The sequence below is a fragment of the Alteromonas sp. ABE4_545 genome, assembly GCF_056161325.1.
This window is the reverse complement of sequence record NZ_JBSWYY010000059.1, coordinates 1-3800: the sequence shown is the minus strand read 5'-3', so window position 1 is coordinate 3800 and position 3800 is coordinate 1. Positions and strand designations below refer to the sequence as shown.

General features: G+C 46.4%; 4 protein-coding genes. All 4 read right to left on the bottom strand.

Features of this window, described 5'->3' with window-relative positions:
- The coding region (locus ACXAH6_RS20290) for a GTP-binding protein (protein WP_474879564.1) at positions 1–327 on the bottom strand (327 nt) is incomplete at its 3' end.
- 61 nt (positions 328–388) lie between these two features.
- The gene (fusA, locus tag ACXAH6_RS20285; RefSeq protein WP_474879803.1) at positions 389–2491 is read right to left on the bottom strand and encodes an elongation factor G; all 2103 of its coding nucleotides are present in this window, start codon (positions 2489–2491) and stop codon (positions 389–391) included.
- Positions 2492–2518: 27 nt separating this feature from the next.
- Positions 2519–2989: a 30S ribosomal protein S7 gene (gene rpsG, locus ACXAH6_RS20280; protein ID WP_474879801.1), complete on the bottom strand. Its 471-nt coding sequence runs from the start codon at positions 2987–2989 to the stop codon at positions 2519–2521.
- Between the two features lie 76 nt (positions 2990–3065).
- The gene (gene rpsL / locus ACXAH6_RS20275; RefSeq protein WP_474879800.1) at positions 3066–3440 is read right to left on the bottom strand and encodes a 30S ribosomal protein S12; all 375 of its coding nucleotides are present in this window, start codon (positions 3438–3440) and stop codon (positions 3066–3068) included.
- Positions 3441–3800 lie beyond the last annotated feature (360 nt).

The window sequence follows — 3800 nt, the reverse complement described above, 5'->3', positions numbered from 1 at the left end:
AGTTGCCGCAACTACCAAGATCGCGCCGTCCATTTGAGCAGCACCAGTGATCATGTTTTTAACGTAGTCAGCGTGTCCAGGACAGTCAACGTGCGCGTAGTGGCGAGTTGGTGTGTCGTATTCTACGTGAGAAGTCGCGATTGTGATACCACGCTCACGCTCTTCTGGAGCGTTATCGATTTGATCGAATGCTTGAGCAGAACCACCGTATGTCTTTGCAAGAACAGTAGTGATAGCTGCAGTTAGGGTAGTTTTACCGTGGTCAACGTGGCCGATTGTACCCACGTTTACGTGGGGTTTCGTACGTTCAAACTTTTCTTTTGCCATTTTTCTCGTTTCCTAATTTAAAGTCCGACCCAATATAGACCGGACCGAACCTTGAATAAGATTAGACTCTAGCTTCAATAATAGCCTGCGCCACATTATTGGGCGCTTCAGAATAATTGAAGAACTCCATTGAGTATGACGCACGACCCTGAGTTGCAGAGCGCAGGTCAGTGGCATACCCAAACATTTCAGAAAGAGGGACTTTAGCACGAACAATTTTAATGCCGGCTAAACCATCTTCCATTCCTTCGATCATGCCGCGACGACGGTTCAAGTCACCAACAACATCACCCATCCACTCCTCTGGAGTGGTTACTTCAACTTTCATCATGGGCTCAAGTAATACGGGATTCGCTTCGGCGGCACCTTTTTTAAAGCCCATTGAACCGGCGATCTTAAACGCCATTTCAGAAGAGTCAACATCATGGTACGAACCGTCGAACAAAGTTACCTTTACATCGAGTACAGGGTAACCCGCCAACACACCATTCTGCATTTGCTCCTGAATTCCTTTATCCACCGCAGGAATGTATTCTTTTGGAACCACACCACCTACGATTTCATTCGCAAACTCGTATCCTGCGCCTTCTTCCTGTGGCTCAATTCGCAACCAAACGTGACCAAACTGGCCTCGACCGCCTGATTGACGTACGAATTTACCTTCAACTTCAACGCTCTTACGTAGCGTTTCACGATAGGCAACTTGTGGTTTACCCACGTTACATTCAACTTTAAATTCGCGCTTCATACGGTCAACAATGATGTCTAGGTGAAGCTCACCCATACCAGAGATGATCGTTTGACCGGTTTCTTCATCGGTCTTCACGCGGAAAGAAGGGTCTTCAGCAGCTAGTTTACCTAACGCTAAGCCCATCTTTTCTTGGTCGGCCGTCGATTTTGGCTCAACCGCAATTGAAATTACCGGATCAGGGAATTCCATTCGCTCTAGTGTAATCACACTATTAGGATCGCACAACGTATCACCAGTGGTTACATCTTTCAAACCAACCGCTGCGGCGATATCACCCGCTCGTACTTCTTTGATCTCTTCGCGATCTTTCGAATGCATTTGTACGATTCGGCCAAAGCGCTCGCGCTTGCCTTTCACGGGGTTATAAACCGTGTCACCTGTGTTCACTACACCTGAGTAACAACGGAAGAATGTCAACGTACCCACGAATGGGTCAGTGGCAATCTTAAAGGCCAACGCAGAAAACGGCTCGTTGTCGTCAGCATGACGCTCAGCTTCCGTCTCATCTTTGTCATCGAGGATACCTGTAATTGCAGGTACGTCGATTGGCGCTGGCAAAAATTCTACAACCGCGTCCAATACCGCTTGAACACCTTTGTTTTTAAATGCACTTCCGCAAGTTGCTAATACAATTTCATTGTTTAGCGTACGGATGCGCAAACCATGACGGATTTCTTCTTCGGTAAGCTCACCTTCTTCAAGGTACTTATCCATAAGCTCGTCAGTGGCTTCTGCTGCGGCTTCGACCATTTCGGTACGGTACGACTCCGCCTTATCTTGTAAATCAGCTGGAATCTCTTCATAGGTAAATGTCATACCCATATCGTCTTCATTCCAGTTGATGGCCTTCATCTTGATAAGATCGATGACGCCTTTAAATTCGTCTTCAGCACCAATATTCAATTGAATAGGTACACAGTTTGCGCCAAGGCGTTTGCGGATTTGACCCACAACACGCTCAAAATCCGCACCTGCACGGTCCATCTTATTGACGAAAACCATGCGAGGTACGTGATATTTGTTGGCTTGACGCCAAACTGTCTCTGATTGAGGTTCAACCCCGGAAGACCCACAAAATACCACTACTGCACCATCAAGTACGCGCAATGAACGCTCTACTTCAATGGTGAAGTCAACGTGTCCAGGAGTATCAATAATATTGATACGGTGCTGGTCAAATTGCTGTTGCATACCGGCCCAGAAACAAGTGGTAGCAGCGGAGGTAATAGTAATACCACGCTCTTGCTCTTGTTCCATCCAGTCCATGGTGGCTGCGCCATCATGCACTTCGCCTATTTTGTGTGACAAGCCTGTGTAAAATAACACACGCTCTGTCGTTGTTGTTTTACCCGCGTCAACGTGGGCAACAATACCAATATTACGATAACGTTCAATTGGAGTCTTACGAGGCATACGTCTCTCTCAGTCAAATAACGTTGATTACCAACGGTAGTGTGCAAACGCTTTGTTTGCTTCGGCCATACGGTGAACGTCTTCACGTTTCTTAACCGCAGAACCTTTGTTGTCAGCTGCGTCTAGCATTTCAGCTGCAAGGCGTTGAGCCATTGATTTTTCGCCACGTTTACGTGCCGCTTCTACCATCCAACGCATACCTAACGCATTACGACGAACTGGACGAACTTCTACTGGTACTTGGTACGTAGAACCACCTACACGACGAGACTTAACCTCGACAGTAGGACGGATGTTGTCTAGTGCATCTTCAAATACGTCTAAGTGTGCTTTGCCGGTTTTTTCAGCAACAATATCAAGCGCACCGTAAACAATTTTTTCAGCAACTGACTTCTTGCCGTCGAGCATTACGACATTCATGAATTTTGCAAGTAATTGTGATCCGAACTTAGGATCCGGTAGGATTTTACGTTGACCTACGACTCTTCTTCTTGGCATCTTAATTCTCCGATGAATTCAGGGATAACCCAAAACTCTTAATTAACTACAGTTTGGCCTTACTAACGGAGAACCGTTACGATTTTGGCCGCTTCGCGCCGTACTTAGAACGGGCTTGTTTACGGTCGTTAACGCCAGCGCAGTCAAGCGTACCGCGAACTGTGTGATAACGAACACCTGGCAAGTCTTTTACACGACCGCCACGAATTAGAACAACACTGTGCTCTTGTAGGTTGTGACCTTCACCACCGATGTAAGAAGAAACTTCAAAACCGTTAGTTAAACGTACACGACATACTTTACGTAGTGCTGAGTTTGGTTTTTTAGGCGTAGTTGTATATACACGAGTACATACACCACGTCTTTGTGGACAAGCTTGCAGAGCCGCTACGTTGCTTTTTGCAACTGGCTTTCTGCGAGGCTTACGCACTAACTGGTTAACTGTTGCCATTAACTAGCTCCTGATTAATAACTACGAAAACCCGACTTAATATCGGGTCACATTTAATGCGACTTTTCTCACGTCGCCAGATCATGTGCTCGTCACGATCTGTTATTTGCTCTGATTAAAAACCGCTCCCAACGCCTGCATTTTTCATAGGATGCAAATTTTGGGTCGCGGAATATTAATGATCAAAGCAAGACCTGTCAAGCTGTACAAAGGATAACCACAGGATTATCGGCTTTTAACAGCTTTTTTGCATAGATTCCCCCGGGCATGCCCGGGGTTCTATCGGTTACAGCTCCATTCGGAGCTGATCTGAATCCTTCCGACCTTGATGCTCAACGTAGTTCCGTATTGTGTGCTCGT